The organism is Lysinibacillus parviboronicapiens (genome assembly GCF_003049575.1).
GTDB classification, from domain to species: Bacteria; Bacillota; Bacilli; order Bacillales_A; family Planococcaceae; genus Lysinibacillus; species Lysinibacillus parviboronicapiens.
Window position 1 is genome coordinate 49,832 of sequence record NZ_PYWI01000015.1, and the last position, 26,542, is coordinate 76,373.

At 37.4% G+C, this 26,542-nt stretch carries 24 protein-coding genes; 10 read left to right on the forward strand and 14 right to left on the reverse strand.

Annotated elements, in window-relative coordinates; all coding sequences use genetic code 11:
* Positions 1 to 13: 13 nt before the first annotated feature.
* Positions 14 to 922 (reverse strand): TetR/AcrR family transcriptional regulator, encoded by a 909-nt coding sequence (locus tag C9J35_RS13795; RefSeq protein WP_107924961.1) that lies wholly within the window; start codon positions 920 to 922, stop codon positions 14 to 16.
* Positions 923 to 1,078: 156 nt separating this feature from the next.
* Here C9J35_RS13795 and C9J35_RS13800 point away from each other — a divergent pair, with 156 nt between their 5' ends.
* Positions 1,079 to 2,593, forward strand: a complete 1,515-nt coding sequence (locus C9J35_RS13800) for an MDR family MFS transporter (protein ID WP_107924962.1) — start codon at positions 1,079 to 1,081, stop codon at positions 2,591 to 2,593.
* Between the two features lie 310 nt (positions 2,594 to 2,903).
* Here the strand turns inward: C9J35_RS13800 and C9J35_RS13805 are convergent, their stop codons facing one another.
* Entirely contained in the window at positions 2,904 to 5,090 is a 2,187-nt protein-coding gene (locus C9J35_RS13805) for an MMPL family transporter (RefSeq protein ID WP_107924963.1), read from the reverse strand.
* A 124-nt stretch (positions 5,091 to 5,214) separates the two neighbouring features.
* Between C9J35_RS13805 and C9J35_RS13810 the strand changes: the two genes are divergently transcribed.
* The 3 genes from C9J35_RS13810 to C9J35_RS13820 all read left to right on the forward strand — a co-directional run bounded on the left by C9J35_RS13810 (position 5,215) and on the right by C9J35_RS13820 (position 7,944).
* Positions 5,215 to 5,838 carry a TetR/AcrR family transcriptional regulator gene (locus C9J35_RS13810; RefSeq protein ID WP_054767927.1) on the forward strand — a complete coding sequence of 208 codons (624 nt, stop codon included), beginning with the start codon at positions 5,215 to 5,217 and terminating at the stop codon, positions 5,836 to 5,838.
* Between the two features lie 447 nt (positions 5,839 to 6,285).
* Complete coding sequence (locus C9J35_RS13815; RefSeq protein WP_107924965.1) at positions 6,286 to 6,714, forward strand: helical membrane plugin domain-containing protein; 429 nt, start codon at positions 6,286 to 6,288, stop codon at positions 6,712 to 6,714.
* Positions 6,715 to 6,759: 45 nt separating this feature from the next.
* The gene (locus C9J35_RS13820; RefSeq protein ID WP_054767928.1) at positions 6,760 to 7,944 is read left to right on the forward strand and encodes an NAD(P)/FAD-dependent oxidoreductase; all 1,185 of its coding nucleotides are present in this window, start codon (positions 6,760 to 6,762) and stop codon (positions 7,942 to 7,944) included.
* Positions 7,945 to 8,339: 395 nt separating this feature from the next.
* On the opposite strand, the gene C9J35_RS13825 is transcribed toward C9J35_RS13820, so the two are convergent.
* The 5 genes from C9J35_RS13825 to C9J35_RS13845 form a co-directional block, all read right to left on the reverse strand.
* Positions 8,340 to 9,521, reverse strand: a complete 1,182-nt coding sequence (locus C9J35_RS13825) for an iron-containing alcohol dehydrogenase (RefSeq protein ID WP_107924967.1) — start codon at positions 9,519 to 9,521, stop codon at positions 8,340 to 8,342.
* Positions 9,522 to 9,533: 12 nt separating this feature from the next.
* A complete protein-coding gene (locus C9J35_RS13830) occupies positions 9,534 to 10,955 on the reverse strand; it encodes an aldehyde dehydrogenase family protein (protein ID WP_107924968.1) in 1,422 nt (473 codons plus the stop codon).
* An 18-nt stretch (positions 10,956 to 10,973) separates the two neighbouring features.
* Positions 10,974 to 12,356: a hypothetical protein gene (locus tag C9J35_RS13835; RefSeq protein ID WP_107924969.1), complete on the reverse strand. Its 1,383-nt coding sequence runs from the start codon at positions 12,354 to 12,356 to the stop codon at positions 10,974 to 10,976.
* A gap of 233 nt (positions 12,357 to 12,589) precedes the next feature.
* Positions 12,590 to 13,582 (reverse strand): LacI family DNA-binding transcriptional regulator, encoded by a 993-nt coding sequence (locus C9J35_RS13840; protein ID WP_107924971.1) that lies wholly within the window; start codon positions 13,580 to 13,582, stop codon positions 12,590 to 12,592.
* A gap of 180 nt (positions 13,583 to 13,762) precedes the next feature.
* Positions 13,763 to 14,263 (reverse strand): hypothetical protein, encoded by a 501-nt coding sequence (locus tag C9J35_RS13845; RefSeq protein WP_235616314.1) that lies wholly within the window; start codon positions 14,261 to 14,263, stop codon positions 13,763 to 13,765.
* 209 nt (positions 14,264 to 14,472) lie between these two features.
* On the opposite strand from C9J35_RS13845, the gene C9J35_RS24235 reads away from it, so the two are divergent.
* Positions 14,473 to 14,796, forward strand: a complete 324-nt coding sequence (locus tag C9J35_RS24235) for an alcohol dehydrogenase catalytic domain-containing protein (protein WP_054767930.1) — start codon at positions 14,473 to 14,475, stop codon at positions 14,794 to 14,796.
* A 76-nt stretch (positions 14,797 to 14,872) separates the two neighbouring features.
* Positions 14,873 to 15,028: a zinc-binding dehydrogenase gene (locus C9J35_RS24240; RefSeq protein WP_235616315.1), complete on the forward strand. Its 156-nt coding sequence runs from the start codon at positions 14,873 to 14,875 to the stop codon at positions 15,026 to 15,028.
* A 322-nt stretch (positions 15,029 to 15,350) separates the two neighbouring features.
* Here C9J35_RS24240 and C9J35_RS13855 read toward each other — a convergent pair whose 3' ends face one another.
* From C9J35_RS13855 to pdxR, 3 genes are all read right to left on the reverse strand, one after another.
* A complete protein-coding gene (locus tag C9J35_RS13855; RefSeq protein ID WP_107924972.1) occupies positions 15,351 to 16,625 on the reverse strand; it encodes a hypothetical protein in 1,275 nt (424 codons plus the stop codon).
* Positions 16,626 to 16,745: 120 nt separating this feature from the next.
* Entirely contained in the window at positions 16,746 to 17,555 is an 810-nt protein-coding gene (locus C9J35_RS13860; protein WP_107924973.1) for an EcsC family protein, read from the reverse strand.
* Between the two features lie 152 nt (positions 17,556 to 17,707).
* Complete coding sequence (gene pdxR, locus C9J35_RS13865; protein WP_107924975.1) at positions 17,708 to 19,069, reverse strand: MocR-like pyridoxine biosynthesis transcription factor PdxR; 1,362 nt, start codon at positions 19,067 to 19,069, stop codon at positions 17,708 to 17,710.
* A gap of 95 nt (positions 19,070 to 19,164) precedes the next feature.
* Between pdxR and C9J35_RS13870 the strand changes: the two genes are divergently transcribed.
* Both C9J35_RS13870 and ldmS read left to right on the forward strand, forming a co-directional pair.
* Positions 19,165 to 19,746: a GNAT family N-acetyltransferase gene (locus C9J35_RS13870; RefSeq protein WP_054767933.1), complete on the forward strand. Its 582-nt coding sequence runs from the start codon at positions 19,165 to 19,167 to the stop codon at positions 19,744 to 19,746.
* A 130-nt stretch (positions 19,747 to 19,876) separates the two neighbouring features.
* Entirely contained in the window at positions 19,877 to 21,034 is a 1,158-nt protein-coding gene (gene ldmS, locus C9J35_RS13875; protein WP_107924977.1) for an L-aspartate--L-methionine ligase LdmS, read from the forward strand.
* 14 nt (positions 21,035 to 21,048) lie between these two features.
* Here the strand turns inward: ldmS and C9J35_RS13880 are convergent, their stop codons facing one another.
* The 4 genes from C9J35_RS13880 to C9J35_RS13895 all read right to left on the reverse strand — a co-directional run bounded on the left by C9J35_RS13880 (position 21,049) and on the right by C9J35_RS13895 (position 24,303).
* Positions 21,049 to 21,756 (reverse strand): ABC transporter permease, encoded by a 708-nt coding sequence (locus tag C9J35_RS13880; RefSeq protein ID WP_107924978.1) that lies wholly within the window; start codon positions 21,754 to 21,756, stop codon positions 21,049 to 21,051.
* Complete coding sequence (locus tag C9J35_RS13885) at positions 21,753 to 22,601, reverse strand: ABC transporter ATP-binding protein (protein ID WP_107924979.1); 849 nt, start codon at positions 22,599 to 22,601, stop codon at positions 21,753 to 21,755. The genes C9J35_RS13880 and C9J35_RS13885 overlap by 4 nt, the downstream gene beginning before the upstream one ends.
* A 145-nt stretch (positions 22,602 to 22,746) precedes the next feature.
* Positions 22,747 to 23,703: a LytTR family transcriptional regulator DNA-binding domain-containing protein gene (locus tag C9J35_RS13890; RefSeq protein WP_107924981.1), complete on the reverse strand. Its 957-nt coding sequence runs from the start codon at positions 23,701 to 23,703 to the stop codon at positions 22,747 to 22,749.
* 27 nt (positions 23,704 to 23,730) lie between these two features.
* On the reverse strand, positions 23,731 to 24,303 hold the full coding sequence (locus C9J35_RS13895) for a dienelactone hydrolase family protein (protein ID WP_107924982.1): 573 nt from the start codon (positions 24,301 to 24,303) through the stop codon (positions 23,731 to 23,733).
* Positions 24,304 to 24,785: 482 nt separating this feature from the next.
* Between C9J35_RS13895 and C9J35_RS13900 the strand changes: the two genes are divergently transcribed.
* Together C9J35_RS13900 and C9J35_RS13905 are read left to right on the forward strand one after the other, a co-directional pair.
* Positions 24,786 to 25,619 carry an alpha/beta fold hydrolase gene (locus tag C9J35_RS13900; RefSeq protein WP_107924983.1) on the forward strand — a complete coding sequence of 278 codons (834 nt, stop codon included), beginning with the start codon at positions 24,786 to 24,788 and terminating at the stop codon, positions 25,617 to 25,619.
* Between the two features lie 204 nt (positions 25,620 to 25,823).
* Positions 25,824 to 26,540, forward strand: coding sequence for a carboxymuconolactone decarboxylase family protein (locus tag C9J35_RS13905; RefSeq protein ID WP_107924985.1), 717 nt, complete (start codon positions 25,824 to 25,826; stop codon positions 26,538 to 26,540).
* The last annotated feature ends 2 nt before the right edge of the window (positions 26,541 to 26,542 follow it).

Sequence of the window (26,542 nt, forward strand, 5' to 3'; positions counted from 1 at the left end):
TTTTGGCCTATGATTATTTTTTATGACAGTGCTCGGAAGGATGTTCTATTTTTACGTAACGCCATAAATTATTGGCGATGTCACGCGCCTCTGCTGCGTGTTCAGTCCCAACAAATGCTTTTCTGAAAGGTGTAAGTAGTGATTCGATAATAAAGAGCTTAGGTTTTTCTTGCTGCAATTCTTCCATTAAAAACGTAGCGAACTCTAAACCTTCAACAGTTTCATCCTTCGATAATCCCTTCGTAAAGCCTTGAAGTTGTTCGATTACCATTTCTTTACTGACTGAACGATAATTTACAACATTTTGTATGGCGTTAATCATCTCGACACTTATAATGATATCTTTTGATTTTAGCATTGCGGGAATAATTACACTAATATTGCGTAATGCTACGCGTACAATTGCTTCTCGATTTATATATTTATAATCTGAAATCAACACTGCACGTAAAGAAAGGTTAATCATACCAAGTGTTTGTACCGCACATTCATAGCTCATCGGACTAATTTCTTCTCCAAAAACTTGTACAAGTCTATTGGCAAGCCATTCTAACTCTTGTAAATGGTAGTTCAAAATAATTTTCTTTAGTTCATTATCCCGAGAATGGAAAATTGATTCGAAAATTTGAATGAGATTTTGCTCGCGGTTGACATACATGAGCACTGCAACTTGCTGTGTTAATACTTCCAAGTCAGTTGGATCTTTCCCATAAAGAAGCTCATGTCGGCGATTGCTTGCTTCCTCGCGCCCTTCATCTAGAATGGCGATTAAGCATTCGTTTTTCGAGGCGAAATGATTATAAAATGTGCCTTTAGATATTTTAGCAGCACTGATGATATCGTTAATAGATGTATCTACGAATCCCTTTTCTATAAAAAGTTCACGGGCAGAAGTAAGTATTTGTCTTTTTCTTTTGTTCATAACCTCACCTTTTTTAATTATTATACTCTCATTCTATAATGAAAACGCTTATATATCAACGTTTTTAAAATTATTAATCTAAATTGTTGAAAAAAGTAGACTGTGAGTATAAAATAAGTTTTATCTTAAACAACAAGAAAGAATTGAGGGATATAAATGAATAATGACTTAACAATGAAAAAGCCCCCTTATGGCATGATTGCTATTTTATTTGTGGGTGCTTTTGTTGCTTTTCTTAACAACACATTGTTAAATGTTGCGTTGCCAACCATTATGAAAGATTTTGGTATTACGTATGCAAAAGTACAATGGCTGGCTACAGGTTATATGCTTGTAAGTGGTATCTTAGTACCGGCTTCGGCATTTTTCGTAACACGCTTTAAAAATAGACATCTATTTATTACAGCGATGACAATATTTACAATTGGTACAATTATGGCTGGTTTTGCACCAAACTTTGGCGTGCTCTTAGCAGGTCGTATGGTGCAAGCAGCAGGGGCTTCAAGTATGTCACCCCTGTTAATGAATGTTATGCTGACGAGCTTCCCGAAAGAAAAACGTGGAGCAGCAATGGGTATTTTTGGTTTAGTTATGATTGCGGCACCAGCTATTGGTCCAACATTATCAGGCTGGATTGTGGAACATCATGATTGGCGCATGCTATTCCAAATGATTATTCCATTTGCCATTATTAGTTTACTATTTGGCGTTTGGAAATTAAAAAACGTGATGGAGACACGTGAAGTTCAATTAGATTTCCTTTCCGTATTTTTATCGACAGTTGCATTTGGTGGTATTCTTTATGGTTTCAGTACAGCAGGCGATAAAGGATGGTCTAGCCCTTGGGTATACGGTACCATTTCAATTGGTTTTGTATCGTTAATTATTTTCATCTTTAAACAATTACGTATGGATGAACCTTTACTGGAACTACGTATTTACAAATATCCGATGTTTGCACTGGGCTCGGCTATTTCTGTTATTGTTTCCATGGCGATGTTCTCTGGGATGATTTTAACACCGGCTTATGTGCAATCAATTCGTGGAATTGAACCTTTTGAAGCGGGATTAATGATGCTTCCGGGGGCACTTGTAATGGGCATTATGTCTCCAATTACAGGGAAGCTTTTTGATAAATTCGGGCCGCGTATTTTAGCGATTATTGGTTTAACGATTACTACTCTTGCTACATTTGGTCTAACGAAATTAGCCATGGATTCGAGTTATACATTTATCGTGTCTATGTATTCAATTCGTATGTTCGGTATGTCTATGGTAATGATGCCTATTATGACAAACGGTTTAAATCAATTACCACAAATTATGAATCCACATGGTACGGCTATCAATAATACTCTACAACAAGTAGCAGGAGCGATAGGTAGTGCCGTGTTGGTTACTTTTATGAACAACCGTACGAAAGCGACAGCTGCGGACTTAATCGCAGATGCACAAGCGAAGGCGGCTCAATCCGGTGTGGTGCCAACAGCTGAGCAAATGCAACAAATGCAAGATCAAATTATGCAAACAGCCTTATTAGATGGGATTACACATTCATTCTTAATAGCGGCTATTGTAACAGTTCTTGCACTAGTGCTGGCATTCTTCTTAAAACGTGTAAAAGTTGAAAGTGTAGCAGCTACAATGGATTTGAAAAAACCTACAAAGTAATAAATGAGAGAAATGATTTAAATTTAGCTTATAAACGACAAAAAGTTCCGTTCTAAGAACGGGGCTTTTTATGTTTTTTTCAATACGTTGTTACAGTAATCGTATAGTTGGGGGATAAATCGTTTGAAGTTATCGATAAAATCTAGAAGTTGGTCGATACATTTAATAATCTAGATGAAAAGTCATGTTATAAAAGGATAAAATAAGACCCGTTTTCTGTGTGCCTAGTAGCATCCACAAAAAACGGGTCTATTCTTATACATTAACGTGCTGCTTTAATTACAAAATATTAAGAGTTGGATAGCAGGCTTTAGGCATCCTTTTTAAATAGCGGACCTGGCCAAAAAGCATATTTTCCAAGAACAGTAGTAATCGCTGGCACAAGCAGTGGACGTACGATAAATGTATCCAGTAGAACACCGATGGCAGTCACAACGCCAAATTGCACAAGTACCTGTATAGGTAGTGTTGCGAGGACAGCGAATGTACCTGCTAAAATAAGACCTGCAGATGTAATGACACTACCCGTATGAACTACGCCCTCTTCTACCGCTGTTAAATGATCTGTATTTTTACGTTTCTTCCAAATTTCTGAAATCATGAAGATGTTATAATCTTCCCCAAGGGCTACTAAGAATACAAATGCATACAGTGGAATGGCACCCGATATCGCCTCTGCTCCCATAATATGATGCAAAATAAGCCAACCTGCACCGAGTGCGCCAAAATAAGAAATAATCACTGTCGCCAGTAAATACACTGTTGCTGTCACAGAACGTAAATAGATAAATAATAAAATTGCTATTAACGCAATCATGGTCGGCATTATAACCGATTCATCACGTTCAGTAATTTGTTGTGTGTCATACTGACTTGCAGTTTCTCCGCCAATCCACACTTGCTGATCAGCATTCTTGATGCCTGTACTTTCAAGTATATTTACGACTTCAGCCTTAAGCTCTGGTATATGCGCCAATGATTCTTTTGCATAAGGGTTTGCATTAAACGTAAGTTCATATAATTGAATGGCATCGCTTTTCTCCCCAATTTGGACATCTCCCACAGTATCTATATAAGGAAGTGCAGTGAGCGACTGCTGGATATTAATATCTGTGCCTGTCGTATCAATTACAAGTTGGACAGGCGCTAGTTCTCCCGGTGAGAAATTTTCTTCTATTAAAGTAAAACCTTCACGAGAGGGTATATCCTCTGGGAAAGAAGATAATAAGTCAAATGTATATTGAATACGGGGCACAAATGCTGCTAAACCACCAAGTAAAAGAACAGTTACAACAATAACAATCCAAGGTTTATGCGTGACGAAGTGTCCGATTTTGCGGCTTATTTTATGAGATGACTTATGTTGTTTTTTACCCTTCTTACGAGCCATGTCCTCTGTTCGAGGTGTAAATGGAAAGAATGCTACACGCCCAATAATAACGAGGATGGCAGGCAGTACAACTAATGCCGCTATGCCCATTACTAAAACGCCAAAACTAAATGGCACCGCAAAGCGTTGGAATGCGCCATAGTGGGCAAGACTAAGTGTGGCTAATCCGATAACGACCGTTAAAGCGCTCATCAAGATAGCACCACCAGATTCCTTTACAGCAAGTTTCATTGCTGAAGCCTTATCCTCAATATCAAACAGTATTTCACGATATTTGGATATTAAAAATAAACAATAGTCTGTTCCTGCACCAAAAAGCAATACGGTCATAATGGACACAGCCTGTGAATCCTTATCAATCCAGCCTTGCTCCGCAAAGAAACCAAGTGTTGGACTAATGACACCATAAGCAAGGCCTACAACGATTAGTGGAATAATGGCAAGTAAAGGTGAACGATAGATTAGTATCAGTAACACAAGTACAAGCATTACCGTTGCTATTAGTAGTTTCACATCCGCTTGCGAGAATAAGCTAACAGCATCTGTTGCAATACCCACAGGTCCTGAATAGCATACATGGAGTGCATCTTTTGTTAATTCTTCATCTAATTGGACATTATACATATCCATTGTTTTGGTTAAATTATCAAGACTCTCTTGTAATAAATCAGTAGCAACACCTTTTTCAAAGAAAATAGGTGTAACGATTGTTGAACCATTGTCAGATGTAGCTGCCAAAAAAGCTTGAGGTGGCATTTCATCATAAGGTGGCACAAGCGATTGGTGTGCCAAAGGTTTTGTTTTAAGATCTTTATATACCTTTTGAATAGCTGAATAATCATCGGTCGTTAGACCATTTTCACGATGCCAGACAAGTAACAGTGGGGTACCGGCATCATTTGGAAATTCTTCTGCAATAATGGCTGCTGCTTGCTCAGACATTTCTGAATCTGGCAGATTATTAGCCGATTCACTTTCGATACTATTTATTTGTGGCCAAGCAAAAGATAGGACAACAACGAGTAAAACCCAAATGGTAAGTGCCAACAACCGACCTTTTTTACCTGCAACTAATGCGCCCCATTGCTCGAGTGGGTGTTTTTGCATGACGAAACCTCCATTCCATGTATGTAATGATAATTATATATACTAGAAGGTTAATTAATCAATTGCTATTTACTGATATGTTATACTATGTCTAATAATAATCGGTTATAAGGGGGCGAACTTGTTGAAACAATCACCGCGTGTTCTAGGAAGACCTCGCCATGATGACAATGCTAAACCAACTAAAGAACTTGTACTGGAGACGGCAACAAGACTTTTTATAAAAGATGGCTATAAGAATGTGTCGATGGATGATGTAGCGAAAGCATGCAATGTTACGAAAGCAACTATTTATTACTATTACCCGACTAAAGGGGAGTTATATACTTCCGCATTAATTGCAATGATGAAAAGAATTCAGCTACATATTAAACAGATATTAGAACAGCCTACAGCATTTAAAGAGCGATTAGAGCAACTAGTCGAAATTCATTTATCTGCAACATTGGATATTGATATGAAGAATTTTATGCGTGAAGCTACAATTAATTTATCAGAGCAACAATTAAAAGAAGTTCATGCCTCGGAAAACGAAATGTATAAAACAATTGAGCAGGCGATGCAAAGTGAAATGGACAAGGGGACAATTCGGACTGGTAATGCTCAATTTTTTACACATACCTTTATGGCGCTCATGTCAGTTGGCTATTTTAAAGATGGCGAAGGTAATCGACTATTTCAAACAGAAGCCAATGCTGCGAAAGAGATTATTGATTTCTTTTGGCTGTCTGTTAAGAAGTCGTCATAAGTTTTGGTAGTAGACTGTCTAGAAAATAGAATGCATTACTATTGATTGTAAAATATTTATTACCGCATCAGCTAAAAAAAGAGAATTAAGGAATTGTATTTTTTAACAAAATGGACAAAAAGATATCTTTGTTAACAACAAATAGTTGACAAATTCAATGAATCTTGAAAAGAATGTTGAAATTGTGATTTAGCTGATTGAAATAATGTACAAACAGCTTTATAATGAAGGTTGTAATGTCACCAAGATAAGGATGGAATTGTGATGTGCTTTTTGCAAAATGAAGTTAACATTGTAATAACTGATCATACGAATTACTATCCAGCCCTTGTGACTGGTGAATGTGTAAGATATCCGCTGTAACGACTGTTAAGAAATCGCTTAATGGTCTTTTTTACATGGAAGTAATATAAAAATAGTAATAGTGATGGCAAAGGAGAGTTCAACATGTCAGAAACGAATAACCAAGCACAATCTGAACAATTAACTGTGAGTCAAGAACAACTAGATGTACTAGACCAACTATTAAAGCCTGAGGTACAAGCCTCTCTAACAACTTTAGTTGAGCAATTACCAAAGTTAACTGAAATGATGACGTTATTAACAAAATCATATGAGTTCGCACAAGCAGTTGCAACTGATGAAGTATTAAAAAATGATACTGTCGGTGCTGTTACAGAAATGGCTGGTCCAGTTGTAGGTACAGCTAAAAATCTTGCAGCTACTGCAATTGAAGCAAAAGACCGTGCTTCTGAGAGCCAAGAAGTTATCGGTTTATTTGGTCTTATGAAAATGCTAAAAGACCCTCAAGTTCAAGGTGTTTTCCGTTTTGTAAATGCTTTTTTACAAGTAAACGCTGAACGTCAATCTAAATAAGACTCGAGATACATTTAATTCGTAAGGACGGAGGATTAATTAATAATGTCAAAAGAAATCGTCATCTTAGGTGCTGGTTACGCTGGTGTTTTAACTGCATTAACAGCACGTAAGTATTTATCAGCTGATGAAGCTAAAATCACAGTCGTTAACCAATTTCCAACACACCAAATCATCACTGAGCTTCACCGTTTAGCTGGAGGTACTATTGCAGAAGGTGCTGTAGCATTACCACTAAAAAAAATCTTCAAAGGTTTAGATATTAATCTAGAAATTGCAAAAGTAACGAAATTCAACGTAGACACTAAAAAGGTTGATTTAGATACTGGATATACTTTAAATTATGATACTTTAGTAGTTTCACTAGGTAGCCAAACAGGTTTCTTCGGTATCCCAGGATTAGAAGAAAACTCTATGGTACTTAAATCAGTAAATGATGCCAATAAAATTAATAGACACATCGAAGACCGTATTAAAGCTTACGCACAGTCAAAAGACGAAGCGGATGCAACAATCGTTATTGGTGGTGGCGGTTTAACAGGTGTTGAACTTGTTGGCGAAATCGTGGACAACTTCCCTAAAATCGCAGCAAAGCACGGTGTTAACTTTGCTGAACTTAAAATCAAACTTGTTGAGGCTGGTCCAAAAATCTTACCAGTACTGCCAGACGTGCTTATTGAGCGTGCTACTGAAAGCTTAACAAAACGTGGTGTTGAATTCATTACAGGGACACCGGTTACTGGTGTTGACGGTAATGTAATCTCACTTAAAGACCGTGAGCCAATCGTTGCAAACACACTTGTATGGACTGGGGGTGTAGCGCCACTTCCACTAGTAGGTGAGTCAGGTCTTGCTGCTGATCGCGGTAAAGCAACTATCAACGAATTCTTACAATCTACATCACATGCTGATGTATTCGTAATCGGTGATGCATCTGTTGCATTACCAGCTGACGGTGGACGTCCACTTTACGCACCAACTGCACAAGTTGCATGGCAAATGGGCGAATGCGCTGGTTACAACTTATTCGCACAATACAAAAACCAAGATTTGAAGCCATTCTCAGCAGTTAACTCTGGTACACTTGCAAGCTTAGGTCGCAAAGATGCTGTAGCTACAATAGGTGCTAGCAACACTCAACTTAAAGGACTTCCTGCTACACTTATGAAAGAAGCGTCTAACATTCGCTATCTTACACACATCAAAGCTTTATTTGGTTTAGCATACTAAAATTCAATATCGAAAAAAGCTCTCCCCATATTGGGGAGAGCTTTTTAGATTGAAGATAAAATCAAAATTGCTTTTAAAATTGAGGAGTCTATAAGAATCCGTTGATTTCCGCGACGACGGACGCTTTCCATTGCAAGACTCCTGCAGAAGAACGCGAGCAGGTTTAGGCCCCACACGAAACGAGCAAAGGAGGAGGTTAGCTGGCTCGCGCGCGGAAAGCGAATAGCTTTTTCCGGACTTGAAAATAAAAGTGAATCTGCCGGATTTCCGCGCTAGGCAAAGCAAGCATCTTGCTAGACGCTGAGCGTCGAGAAGACTTCCTGCTTACGCGCAGAACTCGAGCAGATTCATATTTTCAGATTGTAGCCGGACTTGACGGCCCCTCTATTAGGCACCTATTTCGAAGGTTCCACAATTACGCCGTCGTAAGCAGCTTTATAAATCGTATAAATATCCTCTTTTAATAGAGGCATTGGGCTTCGTGCTAAAATACGACGTTGTTCAATGCCATCATTTGTGAGACTTTGTAAAGCATCTTCTGGAATGTTAAAGCCTTTTAAAGAAGAGGGGATACCCACATCTTCAACTAAGCGTTTTAATTCTAAAACACATTTATAGGATGCTTCTTCTTGAGAAAGGTTTATGGAACTAAAGCCCATTGCATCATAAATGTCTTTCATTCGTTTCTCACAACTTTGGCGAATATAGCCCATTACATAAGGAAGTAATACGGCATTCGAATCACCATGGGCTATGTGGAATTGGCCACCTAAAGGGTAAGCAAGTGCATGAACGCCAGCCACGCCAGCGTTAAAGAAGGCAATACCTGCAAGATAACTACCGTAACTCATATCAGTTCGTGCTTGTTTATCTTGTCCATTGGCAACTGCTGTACGTATCGAGTTACTAATTAGGCGAATAGCTTGTAATGCCAAAGCATCTGAAACAGGACTAGCATTTTTAGAAATATAGGATTCTACTGCATGGGTTAAAGCATCAACTCCAGTAGCGGCAGTGATTTTTGGTGGTAGAGAAATTGTCAGGGCAGGGTCGACAATGGCCACATCGGCTAGTAAGTTGTCGTGTGTCACCACATCCTTTGTTGTTTCAAGAGAAAGGACAGAGATATTCGTAATTTCTGAGCCTGTACCTGAAGTTGTCGGAATTAATATAGTAGGAATTCCTTTTTCTGTGATTTGTTTTGTGCCTGTTAAATTTAAATAATGTGCGACATTGCCTTCATGTGAAGCAAGTACACCAGCTAATTTTGCTAAATCCAGCGCACTACCACCGCCTACACCAATAACTAAATCAAAAGCATTGTCACGTGTATGAGCCACTAATTTTTCACCTATTGCTAAAGGTGGTTCAGGAACAACTTCTGTATAAATTTCAATGGCGTAACCTTCAGCCTCTAACGGCTCTGTAACTTGATTAGTAAGACCGATATCCTTAAGGAAAGGATCAGTTACTACTAGTATTTTACTGGCTTTCAAACGTTTTACTTCATCTAATAGGTGAGATAACGAACCCCAGCCCGTATAGCTAATAGGGGCAAATGTAATTTTTTCAGACATAATCAGCACTCCTTATTGTTGATTCCAAACGACCAATTTTGTTTCTGTCATTTCATGTATTGCGTATTTTAAACCTTCCTTACCTGTACCACTTTCCTTAACACCACCATAGGGCATTTGATCGACACGGTATGTGGGAATGTCATTAATGATAACACCACCAACTTCAAGCTTTTTGGAAGCAGTAAAGGCTGTTTGAATATCCTTTGTAAAAATACCCGCTTGTAAGCCGTAGTTCGAGTCATTAATGGCTGCTATGCCTTCATCAATAGAAGAAATACGATTGATGATAACGATAGGCGCGAATACTTCTTGGCATGAAACTTTTAATGTAGAGGCTACATTCGTTAAAATTGTAGGCAAAAACACACCATTTTCTACAGTGCCACCAGTTAAAAGTTGTGCTCCGTTTTGGGTTGCCTCTTGTACCCAGTTCATCGCACGAACCTGCTCATCAGGATGAATCATTGCAGAAATATCTGTTGTGTCTTCAAGAGGATTACCAATCATTAATTGTGTTGTTGCAGCTATGAATTTTTCAGTAAATGCCTCATATAATTCATCCAGTACATAAACGCGCTGCAATGAAATACAAACTTGACCTTGATTTGAAAAAGCCCCCATAACGCACTTCGGCACGATCTTATCTAAGTCTACATTGTGATCTATAATAAGACCTGCATTGGAGCCTAATTCTAGGGCGACCTTTTTCAGGCCTGCTTTTTCACGAATGCCAATACCAACAGCCGGACTACCTGTGAATGTAATCATTTTAACTTTGTTACTATCTACAAGTGCATCGCCAACAGTTTTACCGCTACCTGTTACGACATTAAAAGCCCCTTTCGGTAGGGCAGTTTGATCAATTATTTCAGCTAAAAATAGTGCAGAAAGTGGCGTTTGAGAAGCAGGTTTTAAGACAATCGTGTTACCAGCTGCAATGGCAGGACCAACCTTATGTGCCACTAAATTTTGTGGGAAATTAAAGGGAGTAATAGCACCAATAACACCTAAAGGCTGTTCAATCGTATAGGCAAAACGCCCAGCGCCACCTTTGGCTGCATCCATTGGAATCATTTCACCCGTAAGCCGTTTAGCTTCTTCAGCAGCAAATTTGTAGGTTTCAATTGTGCGATCGATTTCCCCTAATGCATATTTCAAAGGTTTAGCTGCTTCAAGGGCAATTATTTCAGCAGCTTTCACGCGATTTTCAGTAAAGAGCTGTGTGATATGTTCAAGTATAGCTGCACGCTCGTAAGCTGTTAATGCTGCCATAGCTGAATTTGCATGGTAGGCACACTGAATTGCTTCTTCCACATCTTCACGTGTAGCTTGAGAAATTTCGGCAATAACCTCTTTAGAATAAGGGGAGTGAAGCGCTGCGAAATGATTTGCAGTTTTCCATTCACCATTTACATAATATTGTTTTTTCATCTAATCATCCTTTCATCATTAAGCTTTATCTTGAGTCAATTGGTCTTTTGTAAATGTTTTGTCGACTTCACCTTTAAAGAAGTCTTTACCATAAATTAATAAACATAAAATAATACCAACAGCGAATGCCCATGCTGCACCTTTAATGCAAAGTACAGCTGCAATAATACCCGCAATCCCTAAGTCAGTTTGACTTCGAGCCTCTAAAATCCCAACTTTTACACTGACATAACCTTGAATTAATAGGGTTAATGCTAGTGCTACACCTAAAATTGGTTCAACTAGACTGACAATCGGCAATAGTAGCAAGCCTGTATTTGTACCCCATCGGAAGGAACCGATACCACCGAAGAAGGAATCCATTGCCTTACGCCCTTTTTTGTAGCGCTCAATCATAACAACTTGCATAGCTGACCAGGTTGGTCCACACATCGTCACATCAGGACCTAAGATACTCATAAATGAATTACGGATACCAAAGATTAAATGTGCTCGACTTGGACTATACTCAAGCTTTTCATCTGGTCGAGCTGCTGCACCATCCTCTACCAATACCTTATTTTGTAAAACATCACCAAATAGTACGATATAAGTTGCTAATACAGTAGGTAGTCCTGTAACAAACATCATCAAAGGAGGTAAGCCTAAACCGAATACGGTGTAGTCATTCCAAAGTGTTATGAAATCGGGTGCTGAAAACCCAAATTGAATAGTCGGCCAAGGTGCCTCTCCGAATAGGGGAGCAATGATTACTGCAATCAGAATAACAGGGAAAATTCCTAGTTTGGCAATAGTTGCCCACAATGCGTTTCGTTTATGGAAAACCGCGAAATGTTTAGAAAATAATAAGTAAAATCCTATTCCGATGGCTATAGAGATTGTCCACGGAAATGTTTCAAAACGACCACCAACTTGGAATACAGAAATAACAGCGGCAAGTCCAGCACCGAGAATAATGCCTGATTTCATTGCTGGTGGGATTAGTCGTACTACTCGTTGGGCTAATCCAGTAGCACCTAAGAAGATGGATAACAAACCGAGTGTCATCTGAAAGGCTATGAGCGCATGAACACGTTCAGGACCTTCAGGGAACTGCTGACAATACAATGTGATTAGTGGAATTGCTGGTGTAATCCACCCTGGCACTGCTGGATCACCTAATAAATGATGCGTTAAATAAAACAAACCATTTAATACTATAATTGCTAAAGCTACCTCAAACGGCATACCGAGTAAAGTTGTTAACAATGGAATTGCAGACAAATCAACTGCGCACATTAACAAACCTTGTACATAATCTGGCCATTCAAAACGATAGTGAATAAAAGGTAAGCGGATTTTAAAAGGACCCGCTGGAATATAAGGCGACTCTTCGCCGTACTTACGATTTTTCCATTTCATAAAACATTTCTCCTCCTAAATGTGAAAATAACCCCTTTACTAAATGAACGCTATAAAATGATACATGCCCCCTTACGATGAATACGTAACCATTTTGAAGAAAAAAATAACGATGCCCTACTACGGGTATATAAATATATGAATACGTAACCATAAAAGTATTAAAAAAAAGGGTATGGTTACGTATTCATTTAACCATAAAATATAAAACAAACCTTTTTGAAAGTTTGTTTTTATATTTTTCGAGTAGTGCTTCTTTCAAACACTTTAACAGATTCCGTAATTTTTACGCAACTATTTTTTTTATTTTCAATTATTTCAATTAATTTCTCAATGGCCATAAATCCTAAGTTTTGCTCTGAAATACTCCCCACTGTCGTTAGCTGAATAGCTCCATGTTGACTCAAGTCCACGTTATCTATTCCAATAATGCTCAGATCGTTAGGAACGTCAATATTGTCCCGCATCGCATCATCTAATAGATTTAGTGCAAGTGAATCAGCACCTGTACAAATGGCAGTAGGGGGGTGCGGATATGCCATTAACGTTTGAAAAGCATGAGAAATATCTAGCTTTGAGGTATCTGTATTAAAAATATATGATGCTGCTATGTCGATAGCAGCATCCCGCAAGCCTTGTAAAAAACCAAGATAACGATTGTTAAAAGTACTAACAGTTAATGGTCCACCTACCCAAGCAATTCGCTTATGCCCTAAGTCGATGACATGTTTTGCCGCTAAATAGCCTGCTTCAAAATTGTCAATCTCTACAAAATGTTCGTTATTTCTATGCTTCCGGTTATAAGTAATAAATGGAATATTCATTCGCTTCAATTGCTCAAAAAATGGATCGTCAATTAATATGCAGGATAAAATTATACCGTCTACCTTATGTTCAATTGCTGTAGCATAGGCTTCAGAAAGTTTTTTATCATTGACAAACTGTACATTCACACGATAGCCCATATCATTCGCAAAATTTACAATCGCAGTAGTTGTGTCGACGAAAAATGGATTGTGCAATGGCCCAGATAGAAGGACAATGGTACCCGTTTTATTTTGAACAAGTGAACGCGCATGTGCATTAGGGAAATAATTCAGCTCTTGAATGGCTTTCATTACTTTATCGAGCGTTGGTTTTTTCACTAACTCAGGCGTGTTTAACACACGAGAAACGGTTGTTTGTGATACACCTGCATATTTTGCTACATCTTTCGATGATACCAAAAAAATTCCTCCTTCATATAATGACTATGTATACATCTAATATACAGCTAATTTCACAGGGTGACTAGTTGAGAGAAGTATAAGTATTTTAGCAGTGAATAGTACTACTTAAAGCCAACACCAACAGCGATGAAGAGGGTGCAGTAGATTTTTGCTGTTGTTGATGTACGTTGTGCTGTATTATTTTTGAATAAATAATTGTAATTCTTTTAACAGTGTCTGACAAAGCGTAATGGAAGTTAGCGTATCATTTACTAATTCTAGAGAATGATTAGCGCTTTCTACAATTGCAAGATGATGACAATTCAGCTGGTCCAATTTTTCTTGTGAGAAATGTGGATCTGCTGTACCAATTGCCAAAAAGGCATGCTTGTCCTGCAAATTATGTTGGGTATGTTCGAATGACAGAAGTGGTGTAAATAGGACATAGCGAGAAGGAAAAGATGTATGCTGTTGCATATAAAAATCTATAATTGGTAGAGTCCCTAACGATTTACCTATGTACACAACCTCTTGATATGGTTTGCTGTCTAACATGTAAGTCACAATAGGATTTGTGGCACTATAGACCATTTCTGAAATGGCTGTTGGCTCTTGTTCAAATTGTTGCTGTTCAAAAGAATAACAGATTTGCACTACATCATACCCAAGTTCCAGCATGAATGTCGTGGAATAATACATAAGAGGTTTATCATACGTGTAACCCGTACCAGAAAACATGAAACAGATTTTATCATTACCTAATTCAAAATAGTTGTAAGTTTGGCCCTTATATACATCTTTTTTAGGCTATATTTTCACTGGAATTCCCCCACTATATCAATATGTAAATGTATCCCTTTTTTTTGTTACGATCTTATACTTTAACTATATCAGGGAGGAGTGAGATTATGAAGGCTGTGATTATTAATGAGTTTGGCCCAGCGTCTGTTTTAACGTATGTTGAATGTCCAAAGCCTGCTATTTCAATAGGGGAAGTGTTAATTCGTACAATGTACACAAGTGTCAATTTTGCCGATATTAAAAATCGAACAGGGAATAAAGCTAAGGCAAATTTCCCGATGGTTCTTGGTTTAGATGTTGCTAGTGAGATAGAAGAAGTTTTTGATGATAGTAGTAAGTTTAAAAAGGGAGATTGTGTTTTCGCATTTCCGAAAAACGGAGCGTATGCCCAATACAATTTGGAAATAGTATGGTACAGCGGGCCACATTAAAACAACTGATTTACATAATAGCTGTCGCAATGTCAAAGGCTTTAGCTTAGGGACGACTCGCTCATTAAGGCCAGAAATGCTGCAACACGTTGCACAGGATATTTTTTCTTTAGTAAGTGATGCACATTTCCAAGTACCTATTGCTAACATTTTTGCATTAGAGGACATGCAGAAAGCCCATGAACTAATGGGAAGCCGCCAATATGCAGGGAAAATCCTAATTAAAATATAGGAAGTTCCACTTTTTATGTATGATACGGAGTACCGAAGTTATCGCAGATTGTTGACAAAAAGTATTCGCAATGATCACATTGCGAATACCTTTTGAAATTTATATTCGTTCCAAATAGTTCCTAGAAACGACAGTAGGACTCTATGAGCAACTATTTCCAGTTATTTTTGAACTTTGCCATGTTTAATTAGTTAGCTTCTTCTAATTTGGCAGAAAAAGTAAGAATCCTCTACGTGCTTTTCTTTCGCATGCAAATATACGTTTAATCGTTACGCAAGCTATGCCCTAAAAAAAGCATTCATCGTAGCGGAAATCAACGGATTCATATACCATCAGATACTGTTAGGATTTCGCGTTGAAGCATACCAGCAAATCCAGCCATCGCTCGATGTGCTGCTGCTTCACCTGTGCGAGAATAAGCAATAATGATGGAAGAGCCGTCAGTCGCTTCCGAGTCTAAAAATACAGTTTCACCTGCAGTTCGAACAGCCTTGTCTAGGGCTGTTAAAAAAGCAGCATCACCGTTCCAGGCAAGTGTGTATAAATAACCCGTTGAACTATCGAGATGGCTAGTAAGTAATTGATCAATTTCAGTTCTACTATAGCCTAATTCTACAACTGCAAGTATGGTATCTTCTTTTAATTTTTCACCAGTGAAATCTGCGGGTTCGCTGATTTCATAAGCCTTCATGTTAGATTGAGCATGAAAAACATCTTGATAAAAATTGTTTATTTTTTTGGCATCACAGATTAAACGAGCGTCTGGAATAATACCAAGGTTACCTGTATACATCATTCCGTGGGCTAGCCAAGCTAACCCCATGCCTACATATGCATTATACCCTGATGAAGGGAAGAACTTACGGCCAGAATTTATTGTAAGTAAGCCACCAATTGCAAGTGAAGCTTTTGTTTGCGAAGCATCTAAAGTTGCCCACTTATCCATAACATAAGTTCCATATTTATAGAGTGTTTGATATTTTGGGAATTGAGAGGCTGAACTGTACGTCGCTATCAGATCTAAATATAACCCAAGTCCCCCTACGTGAAGAATAGGGCCATTCACAGCAAAGTTGGCGAATCTTTGATTTCTCCAGCAACTAATTGAATCCTCTAAAGCGTTGTAACTTGGATTAGAGGAACTATCCATCCAAGAGGCAATTTGATTTGCCAAAGAATCTGTAGCGAATGCTATTCGATTTCGATTTGTTTGATCTAAATCATGATAAACACCTGTACGAGTTATGACTAAGCCGGCTAAAACAATGCCGCCAGCAGGGGAACCACCTAAATTTGCATTGCTTAACAGTAATGATTGACCAGCACTATTTTTTAATTCTTCTATGGAAGTAAATGTTGCAAGAATCGCCGTTTTAACGCTTTCTTTAATGGAAGACGAAGATGGTAATTTGTCATGTAAACTTGCCAAGAATTGTAATTGGTTGCCCAATCTTTGAAAGCGTAGATTCACATCTTGTCCATTGCTGCCAGAACGGATAGTAGAAACTTGAGAGTATCTTGAATCATAGGCACTGCCTTCGGGAAAATGTTCATTAAAAAATCGGGTAGCTTCAGTTAGGGTAGCTTGTGTTGCCATACAATCACTCCTCGATAGTATTTAATATTTATCTAGATTACGGTCTTATACTTTTTCCTGTTTATGGCTATCTATTTTTCGTGTTGGATAACTTATGCAAAGATTACTTGTCAAATTGTTTTAAAGATTATCTAGTTCATTTAATTTTTCATAGATTCGTCTTTTTCGATATAGCATAGTACCTGCCTCAGCAACATCTTGGATCATTCCTTTATTAGCAATTGCGCCGAAGAGTATGCCCGCAATGGGAATCATTTGAAATAACTTTTTCCAACCCATTTGGTCACGATACGTAAAAAATACTTCCTGCCAACCTTGGAGCTGTGAAATCATATTTTCAGATACATTTTTATCTTTGTGCATAGTAGAGAGCTCTTCTAATATCGCTTCTTTTCCAACAATATCGGCAGAAGAGAATTGTAGACATTTGACAATGAAAATGCGCTCCAATTTATCGTTTGGATCATATCCATGAATAATGGCAATCTCTTGCAGTGTTTTTAACGACATGCCTAAAATCATGGGAATATCGATTGCCATCGTAAAGATGCCACCGATGCCGGTAGAGGCACCTTGTATTGTTGCAAGCTTGGCGCGCTCGCTTTGAAGCTTGTCACTCAGAATAATCATATCTTCCAAGGGGATGTTACCAACATCAGAAATGGTAATAATATTTTTATAAGATGAGGCATTGCGTATGCGCTTAAGCATGGCTTGTTCATTGATTAAATATTTTCCACCTGATTGAATATAGCTTCCTAATTCATCAACCAATACAGCTATTTTATTTTGAATGAAAGCCGGTGTCATTTTATCTAATAGCTTAAAAGGTATCCGTCCTAGCTTCTCCCAAAACCATAAACCGTTTTGATCCTTCTCCCATGCTTGTATGGTCTGTAATTGTATTTCTAATTCTTCTTTATTCTCCATTGCAGCGATTCCCCTTATCTGTGCATTTATCCTACATTCCCCATTAAATGAAGCTCACTTTAAATAGAATACGATAAATAATTCAAAAGGTTTCGTTTTCTCAACATTGTTTGTGGGGTTTACATTAAATTACGTAATTTTACGGACATAAATTATTGCCATACTGTAGCCAGTAAAGCAATTCCTTCTTCAATTTGCGCTATGCTTAAACCGCCATAACCAATAATAATCATGTTATTTTTAGAAGGGTGTAAAAAGGAGGTAGAACAGGGATATACGTTAATGCCAGCTACCTGTGCACGTCGAAGCCCTTCATCTTCAGATAGCCATTGCGGTAACTTTAAAATAATGTGTAGACCTGATTTTTCTCCGATTACTGGAAAGTCGTCGGAGAAATGCGTGCTAATGGCAGCTAGTAAAGCTAGCTGCTTTTTGCGATAAATGGTGCGCATTTTAGCAAGGTGTTTTTCAAATAATCCTTGTTCGATGAAATCAGCAAGTATGAGCTGATCCACCTTAGAGACAGTAGATTTTTGCTCTTGATTGAAGACAGTGAATGCTTCGACAAGTGATTGCGGTAAAATCATATAACTAATGCGCAATGAAGAAATAAGAATTTTTGAGAATGTGCCAAAATAAATGACTCGCTGTAGCTGATCCAGTTTCGCAAGTGAGGGGATTGGTAGACCTTTATAGCGAAATTCTGAATCATAATCATCTTCTATTATAAATGCCTCATTCGATGTCGCCCATTGTAAGAGCTGAGCACGTCTTTCCATTGACATCACCATACCGAGTGGAAATTGGTGTGCCGGTGTTGTGTATAACATGTGGACTTCTGTTTGCGGTACCGTAATACCTGAGTTATCAACAGGAATAGCATGAATCGGTAGACCACATTGAAGCAAAGTAGCATGTACCCTTTTAAACCCAGGTTCCTCTAATCCAACTTGTGTTAGTTGACCAAAAAAGTGACAAAGCGCTTGTAGCTGTGTTTGTGTACCACTGTAGACAAACACTTGTGATGCATCACACATAACGCCTCTTGAACGTTCAACATAGTGAGCAATTTCCTGACGTAAAGTAGCTTCACCTTGCCAGGGACTGGTTGATAAATTATGTGCATTGAAGTGTTTTTTCATCAACTTATGCCATGTTGAAAATGGAAAGGCATCTTTGTCTACATGTCCGTTGTGAAAATCAAATTTAATCGTATTCGTTAAGGGCTGAATGGGAGCTTGCTTATCTTTTTGCGGTAGTTGTAGCCACTCAAATTGAAAGGAAGCAATAAAGTAGCCTGAACGCTCTTTACTATAAATATACCCTTCTGCAAGTAACTGCTCATAGGCTTCTTTAATAGTATGAACACTGACATTAAGCGTGTTGGCAAGCATGCGTTTGGAAGGTAACTGTTCATGAGCGGATAGTTTTTTCATGAGTATTGCTTGTTTAATCTCCTCGTAAATTTGCACATATTTTGGGGAGTTTCCAGAGAATAGTATAGAAAGTTCCATTTTAATAACCTCCTGGTATGGTGTTGATTTATGAAATTGGTTATATTCATCATATCAAAATTGAAGTTAAATAGATGAAAAAGGAGTGGTGAAAATTGCACTTTACAGCATTAGAAAATGACATTGTATTATTAAGGCCAATAACAAAAGAAGATGTTTCAGAGATGTTAGCTGCTGGTAGTTATCCAGAGATTTGGCCATATTTATCCACAAACATTGAACAGGAAAGTGATGTGCATAACTTTGTGAACAAAGCTTTATTTGCAAAGTCGCAGCAAAAAGAATTCCCATATGCTATTGTGGATAAAATCTCGGGGGAAATTATAGGTTCAACGCGTTTTATGGATATTGACGACAATCACAAACGACTCGAGATTGGACATACATGGATTACACCCGCATTTTGGCGCACAGCTATCAATACAAACTGCAAGTATTTATTATTACAATATTGCTTTGAAGTGCTTGGGTTACAGCGTGTACAAATAAAGACAGATCAAGAAAATATACGCTCTCAAAAGGCGATAGAACGTATTGGAGCAATAAAAGAGGGGGTCTTGCGCAATCATATGATACGCAAAGATGGTACACCTCGTCATACAGTGATGTATAGCATCATATTAGAACAATGGCCTGTCGTGAAGAGGCAATTGGAAAATTTAATAAAAAAATATTAGCTGAAAAATAATTGTAGATGGTGAAAAACTAAAAAATAAAACTATTTTTTGTCAATTAAAGTGTGAGTATTAAAATTTAGGGGTAGATTATTTGAAAACTATTTAAAAGCTTGAAAGAGAGGTAATCTACATGAAACCAAAATTAACATTACGACAAATTTATGGTGATGATGCTGTTTATACACCACGTACACCGTATAGTGATAATCCGTGGATGATGGATGATCCCCATAAACTAGATGCATTGACCTCAAGGGAAGTGGCCATTGCCGATATTCCAGTATTAGTCCATCGAGCAACACAGAGTGAAAAAGCACAAAAACTGCATGATTTGGCAGGTCTACCTTGGGTGGAGCAACCTTATACTTATGAAACACAAGAAGAATACTTAGCCCAAATCCAATCTTGGTGTGATGAAGGGAAGACAATTGTCTGTCAATATTTGCATGAAACTGAGCATATGACCCGCGATTGTTATTGGATGGATGCTGAAAAGTTTAATGAGTTAAATACAAAGGCATACATTGACCATTTAATTGATAGCAAATTTGTGCCGAGTCGTTTAAATGTAGAACTTTACAAACTTTCAGATGCTATAAAAAATTGGCAGCCTCCTGTCGTGCTTAAACCTGGAGATGATTCTCCGACTTCCGGTGGATATGGGGTAATAATTTGTCAAAATAAAGAAGAACTAACAGAGGGGTTACGGCAATTTCGTATGACAGGTACAGACAGTATTATTATTGAAGAGCTATTACAGGCAAAGGATAATTATAGCTGTCAGTTTGCCTATTCAGAGGCGCTCGGTATTCAATATTTAGGAGCTTCTCAACAAATGACAGATGATAATGGCATTTATGAAGGAAATGTCATTGTGGATGAAGTACCAGAAAAAGTGATTGAAGTAGGCTGTCATATTATGGAACAGGGTGTTGCAGAGGGCTTTGTTGGTGTAGCGGGCTTTGATTTGATTGTAACAGAGGCTGGGGATGTGCAAGCCATTGATTTGAATTTTCGGCAAAATGGCTCTACTTCCATGCTGATGTTCCATGAGGCTCTTGGTAAGCCGGTCAATAAATTCACTTCTTATGCTGCAAAAGATGTTAAAGAAAATGAAGCATTCTTTCAAAAAATAGAGAACTTAGTCAAACAGGGTATTTTGTTTCCGTTATCTTATTATGATGGCGATTTTTTTGCCAAGCTAGTTGAATCAAGATTCGTTGGTATTTGGTACGCAGATACGCTAAAAGAAATAGAGCAACTTGAACAACAATTCCTATTATCGTAGAAAAAGAATGGTCATTAATCGACCATTCTTTTTTTATAGATAAATCCAGTGAGAACCCAAGTTAAAAGTGACCATATTACGATTGTAGCCATTGGAATTAGGACATCCATTGTTGCAAAGTTACTTTCCAATGCTTCTGCTAGAATGACCAGTTGAGAACTTGGTAGCCACTCGGCAACTTCTAAGATTGGATAGGCAGCAGATAACGATAAAGCAAGCGGTCCGAATGAGAAAATAAACATAACAGGTAACACGATAATGGATGCTTCCATAATTGTTTTTGCAAATAATCCACATAATGTTCCTAAAGCTATATAAAAAACTGTAGAAAGTACTAGAGCAATTGTTAAAATGCCAATGTTAGCAGGATTATAACCAAGAAGGAAAATAGTCAATGCTACGACAAAAAGTGAAATGATAAAGACAAATAAGCTTTTTCCTATTAAAATATCTGCAAGTGAGGCAGGAGAGAGCATTAAACTTCTTAGCGTATTTTTCTCTTTCTCTTCAGCAATTAAGCAACATTGTACATAAGCAGTCACAACAGCAAACGCTGAATTTATTGGTAAAAAATAAGAATTTATACTATTTACTCCGCTTTTATTGTAAACAAAGGCGAGAATAAGTGGTAATAATACCATTGTCGATACTGCATAATTACGCGAAAATTCCTTGTAATCCTTCATAAAAATCGCTTGAATACGTGTCATTGAAATATTCATACTAAATCACTCCCTGTTATCTGCATAAAAATATCACCTAATGTTGGCTCGTTTGTATAAATGCGCACAACTTCTTCCGATTTCATCCAAGAATATAATTTCTGTGCATCTTGTGCGCCATTTTGGATCGTCGTACGCTCACCATTTTGTAATTCTACTGTAATAGAATCATCCCCAAATTCTTTTTTTAATTGTTTTGGTGAACCAATAGCACGAATTTTTCCTTGATGTAAAAAGGCTACACGATCACAAAGTATCTCAGCCTCACCCATATCATGAGTTGTTAAAAAGATTGTAGTACCCATTGCGTTTAATTTTCGTAAACCATTATAAATATGTTGAGTATTCACAGGATCTAGTGCTGAAGTTGGTTCATCTAAAAATAATAACTCTGGTTTATGCATAATCGCACGGGCAAGCGTAACACGCTGGATCATTCCTTTAGATAGCTGACTGATTTTCTTTTTTCGTTCAGAATACAAATTGACAAAATCTAATGCTTCTTTTACAGCCGAACGAGGGAGTTGATATAAATTACTATATAGTAATAAGTTTTCTTCAATTGAAAGTCTCGTATAAAGCCCGCTGTTATCTGTTAAAATACCAAATCGTTTTCTGTTATGACTTTGTTTCATTGCATTAGCAGGGCGACCAAATAAAAAAACATTTCCTGCACTACTTTCAGTTTGTGCTGTCAAAATTTTAATGGTGGTTGTTTTTCCCGAACCACTTGGACCAAGGAACCCAAAAATTTCTCCTTTTTGAATTGAGAATGAAACATCCTGTAAGGCTACTTCTTTATTAAATGTTTTTTTCAAATGCTGAACATCAATTACTGTCCCCATGTTCAAACCTCCTATGTGTTGTTGATGTCTTCACTTTAAAGGATACAGTTAAATAAGACATTCAATCACAGGTGAAAGGCAGAAAAATGCCCTTCAGTGGAGAAATAGCAATGTGACAGGAGTCGTTTATTTCCTGGGAAATCTCCTATATTCCGAGTATTTCTTTTAAGTCTGCTAGTTTATTTTTCGACAGAGGTACAACCGTTTTTTCGTTACTATTTAAAGCAAGGCTGTAGCTATTACGGGTCCAAGTGATTATCTCACGTACTTTTTGTAGGTTAACGATATAAGAACGATGACTTCTAAAAAAGCCGAATGGTGTCAATTTTTGTTCTAGATCATTAAGAGATAATGTACATGGATAGGCTTCATTCGCAACATAAACACAAACAACACCTTCCACACTCTCAATGTAGTCTATTTCTGGCGGATTAAATAAAATGATTTTGTCATTTTTTTTAGTAGGGATTTTATCAAGTCTTATAGGTGCACTTTCGATATGTGTAGGAACTTTTTCAATTTCATCTTCCTTTACATCAAGTGCATGTAAACCAAATGCATCTAACCTATATATTTCGGTACTCGAAATAATAAGCTCTTCCAAATTGTTTGAAAGTAAAACAATGGTTTTTTCTTGCTTTTGAAGGGCTATCAAAAGCTTAAGAACATTTTGCTTTGAATATTCATCTAAGTTTTGAAAGGGCTCCTCAATAATTTGAGTGGGTGCTGAACTTAGATATGTATACAGCAATTTTAAACGTTGTTTTTCGCCATGTTGGAGCGTATGAATCTTATTATTTTTTTGTTCAGATAATGAAAACAGCTTTAATATATCTTCTTTATTGTACTGAGGTGCAGTAAATAGCTTGATAGAAAAATGTATATACTCACCAACAGTAAGTCGTTCGTATAATGCGTTCTCACGTACATGCGTATATGTCTTTTGTTGTCTTGAAAACCATTGCATTAACGTATTAATTTTCGTCACATCTGTATAGATGCCTATAATAGCTCCGGCATGCAAAGGAAGTTGAAAGCTTGGATAAATGACATTTCCTGATTCAGTATAAGGGTCGATTTCTAAAAGTAGTTGTTGATTCAAAGCGATAGCCTCCACCAGATAATAGATTTAAAAAAAATTTTTTATATACGTCTGTGCCTGCATAGCACTTTCGTGATGAAATGATGTGTTATGACGATCCATAAATCCATGTTTACCTGGAAATTGAATAGTTTGTACAAATTGTTTGTGGTTCAGTGCATGTCTCAAGTCTTGAATATTGAAACTTTCTTCCTGACTAGGTAAAAGAATCAGTGTCGGACACTTTGGTTGTAGGTCAAGAAATTGCCGAATACGGGAGCCGTAAATACATACAACGCGATACAACGGCAGTGTAGAAAGTCGCCAAGCAATTGTTGCGCCTACACTAAAACCGATTACAATAACTTTTTCATATTGTTGGAGGGCAACTCTTAGTTTTTTGACAAGTATCTCTAAAGGAGCGTCGAAGCCAATTTCATTTGTGAAATACAGATAAGCTTCTTTTTCTTGGGCGTATGAGAAACTTTTCTTATCTGAGTAAAGATGGATACATTCAACTTCCGTATGCTTATCCATAAATGCAAGGGCCTGTTGTCGAATAAAATTATTTACGCCATAAATTTCGTGTAAAATAAATACTTTGCTATTTTTTCTATTCATTGAGACTCCTTTTTTCTTTTTCAAATAGTGTAACAAAAAGTAATCGCACCGTATATTTTATCCTTTAAAAGTAAATTTATGGTGGACTTTTCTTCTTACTAATAGAAGTCAATAAATTATTTCTATGTAAAATATAGAAGAGACCATTTCATTTTTAAAGGTTGGAAATTAGCGAGGTGGCGATTTTTTAGTAGGTTATTAAATGCATAAATAGTAATTAATACATATCTTTAACTATATCAAAATAATATAATGGTCGATTAAAGTATATAAATACCTTTTAAAGAAACACGTAAATCATAAATTACTTTGAGAAAAATTTTTTGACTTTTTCGAAAAAACAATGTAAAAATATCTTTATCTTCATTCGGTGAATGTTTTGCTATGCCGAAAGGCTTTTCTCGGCAAGGTGATGAGTGAGAGTGTACTCTTACAAATGGACTTCTAAACGCCGTATGAATTTTACGAGGAGGATGATGGAAATGGAATACCAATCAATTGATGTGAATGGTAGTGCATTATACTTTGCAGACTATCCAGGTGAGAAAGGTACAATTATAGCTGTACATGGTTTAACCGGGAACCATATGCAAATGCATTATTATGCTGAACTTTTAAAAGGCGAGTATCGTTTTATTTCGATTGATTTAAAAGGACGTGGTAATAGTGCACCAGCACCTGCGGATACAGGTATTGAGTTACATACACAAGATATATTAGCTTTGCTTGATGCACTAAACATTGAACGCCCGATATTAATGGGTTATTCAATGGGTGCATTTATAATGGCAAATGTTGCTAGTAAACGACAAGATGTAAAAGGGGTCATTTTGCTTGATGGAGCTGCTACTTGTACAGATCATCAACGTCAAATAGTTGAGCCCTCACTGGGGCGAATTAGCAAGCCGTATGACACAGCAGACGCATATGTTGAGGAAATAAAAGCAATTTATGGTCGCCTAGGTGTGGAATGGACAGATCATTTAGCGAGTGTTGGCCATTATGAGATTGCAGAAAAAGATGGACATTGGGAGAATAAGTCTAACGAAGATAAAATTCGTTTAGATTTCCAAAGTTTTTATGATTACAACCCTGTAAAAGTTTTTGAAAATGTGGCATGCCCCATACTTTTAATTCATTCGACGGGTAGTATTGGAGCAATGCCTGCATTATTTTTGGCTGAATCTTATGCAGAAACGCTCAAATATGCAAAAAACATTTGGAAATTCACATCTAATAGTAATCATTACACATTGGTTTTTGAAGAGAGAAAAGATGTTAACCCAGTAATACTGCGTTTTTTAGAGAGTTTATAAAAAAAGAGTTGCAGTTTTTTAAATTTTATGCGAATAATTAAATAACAATTATTAATGCCTATCGAGCAGCTTTAGAAAAAAGACCTTTTTCTACTTTCCCTGCTTGACTGTTGGCTACATTTCTCTGAACGTACGGCAAATACCGTACTTTTGGGGAAGTGTGGCCTTTTTTTATTCAAAATTTCCAAAAAGGGGAGTTAATAGATGACAACAGGATTAGAGTATTTCAAAAAAGTTTATGATGTTGTACCTGGATGGGTACAAAAAATGCACGATTATAATCCAGCGATGTTAGACCATTATACAGCACTTCGTGGAGCAGCAATGGCGCAGGGTGTTCTATCTGTGAAGGAAAAGGACATTTTGTTAGTCGGGATGAACGCTGCAAGACATTATGCTCGTAGTATGGTGTATCACACGAAAGGTGCCATTGATGGTGGCGCCACACTCGAAGAATTAATCGAGTACTTACTTGTAGCTTATAACTATGGTGGGGAAAAAGCATTACAAATCGGCTTGCAGTCATTTGACTATGCTTTAGAGCTAACGAACAAGAATGCAGACAAAATTTCGCATGAAGCCTCAGCAAGTGATATTGTGCGCTACTACAGTACGTTTGCTTCGAAAGATAAAAGTAAGACGTATTTTGAGCAATTATTGAGTTTCTTTGTTGCGGGAGATGAAAACGCTTTAAAGGATGCATTACTTAATGGCAATGTTGTATCAACACAGATGAAATATATCTTAATGACAGGAATTTACACAACCGTATTGAAAAATGCGGAAACAGATTATTGGGCGCGACAATCACGTGAAATAGGTGTAGAGGAAGCAGAATTGGCAGAGCTTGGCTATATTTGCCTATTAACAGCTGGCATTCCTTCGTGGTTTGAAATTAGTGATGCGCTTATCCAAAAGTAATG